Consider the following 2,124-nt stretch of genomic DNA (forward strand, 5'->3'; position numbering starts at 1 on the left):
CTCATATATTTATATATTGAGAGAAGTATTTTTTAATTAAAAACTATATTTGAATCCTATATAATAATTTCTTTCTGGTGCTGGGTAATATGTCTTTCCAAACGTCAAATCTTCCTTGCTTGGATTTTTGTACCCTACATAATCATAGTATTTTTCATTAAATAGATTATTTATTCCCGCATTTATAACTAATCCATCTTGGAAATCATATATAAAAGTTAATCCACTTAATAGATAACTATCTGTTTTTTCTCTTTCATTAGCTTCATCGCTATTATCATAAGCCTTTCCATAATATTCCCAAGAGTTATTGAAGCTTAACTTTTCATTGAATCTATAATTAAAGTTTAATATCCCCTTTATATTTGGAATACCTGGAATATCTTTTCCCTCTTTAAACTCTGTTTTCATATAAGTTATTGATTCTGAAACTGTTAACTTATCAAAGTAATGCTCTAAAGAAAACTCCACACCTTTTCTTTTACTTGTTCCATCTAAATTTCTATTTTTATATGACTCATCATTTTTATTTACTCCATAGAAAATCTCATTTTCAGTTTCTATATAGAATATTGATGTTGAAACATAAGTATTTCCTATAAAATCCTTTATTCCTATCTCATAAGTCTCTGTTTTTTGGGGATTAAACTCTCCATCCCAAAAATTTATCTCATCTGTGTTTGGTGTTCTAAACCCTTTTGTATAACTTATATATGTAGCTCCTGAATCTGAATATAAATAGCTTCCTGTTAATTCTACTGCATCCTCTTTAAATTTTTCCTCTGAAAAACTTTTATTTTTTCCTTTATATTCAATGTTTTGCCTTCTATATCCCTGAGTAAATTTAAACTTATCAATTGTATAACTATTTATTAAAAATCCACCTAAAGAGTTCTTTTTAGCTTTAGAATCTCCATAAGAGGAGTAACTTTTTGTTTCACCACTATAGATATCTCCACCCAAAACAACATAACTATCATTTAAGTATGAGTATCTTAACTGTGGTTTTAAGTATTGGGTATCTGTTTTATAGTTGCTTCCATTTGAAGAGTATCTTTCATGAGTATATGTCCCTAATAGTTTAAACTCTAAATCTGAGTTTATATTATATATATAATCTCCCACAAAGTTATTCTTCTCAGTTTTTCCATCCACTCTCCATCTTTTTGAGTTCGATTGAGTTCTGTCATCATTCACTTCACTTTTAAATAACCATCCTGGAGCTTTAAACTTGTTTTTAGAGTAGTTATATTTAAATTTTAATTCTCCATCATCAAGTTTATATCTACTTCTAAATCCAAAACTTTCTAAATTATCCTTTGAGTAGTCTCTATAACCATCCTTATCTCTTTTTAAATAATCCACTTCAACTAAAAGTTTTTCTCCTATTTTAGTTCCATATGTAACTTGCTGTTTTTTTAATCCATATGAACCTAATTCACTGCTAAGATTTCCATAATTTTTTTTATCTTCGGGAGCTTTAGTGATGATATTTATTGTTCCACCAATAGCTCCATCTCCATATAGAACTGATCCTCCAGATGGAATTACCTCAATTCTTTCAATAGTGTCCACAGGTATATTACTTGTTTGATATCCCGATAGATCGATTGTATTAATCGGCGCTCCATCAACTAGAACTATAACATTCGATTTAGCTGTAGCTCCTTGACCTCTAATATCAAAGGCTGCATCTGTTCCACCCATCTCTTTTACTACCACACTTGAAACTAATCTCAAAGCCTCTGCCACTGTCTTAGCCCCTCTTTGAGATATCTCCTCTCCAGTTAAAACAGTTATATTTTTAGGTATATCCGCTATTGTTGTCTCTGTATTTTCACTGGTAATAACACTTTCCTCCAATTTTACAACCTTTTCTTGCCCCATTGCAAAACTAGATGCAAGAATTACTCCTGCAATTAAAAACCTTTTTTTCATTGATTTAATCCTCCCATTCTGTCACTCGCAGTTTATTTTTATGGCAGGTATCCTGACTCAACTTCATCCTCCAATAGCCCTTCCCAGTTCCCCAGTGGTTTATCTATTTTCGTCCATTTCACAGTGGCGTGACCGTTTAAGATTTTCACTTAATTCCCTTTTAATTAAAAAACCATAACATGAAAA

Annotated in this window: 1 protein-coding gene and 1 riboswitch; the gene reads right to left on the reverse strand. The window is 30.7% G+C overall.

Annotated features, from left to right (window positions below):
- Window positions 1-36 precede the first annotated feature (36 nt).
- Window positions 37-1,938, reverse strand: coding sequence for a TonB-dependent receptor (locus tag ACMOUI_RS10820; protein WP_418965707.1), 1,902 nt, complete (start codon window positions 1,936-1,938; stop codon window positions 37-39).
- A gap of 24 nt (window positions 1,939-1,962) precedes the next feature.
- Window positions 1,963-2,124, reverse strand: a riboswitch (cobalamin riboswitch). This riboswitch is flagged as partial in the annotation.

Source organism: Cetobacterium sp. (genome assembly GCF_048470075.1).
In the GTDB taxonomy this organism is placed as follows: Bacteria; Fusobacteriota; Fusobacteriia; order Fusobacteriales; family Fusobacteriaceae; genus Cetobacterium_A.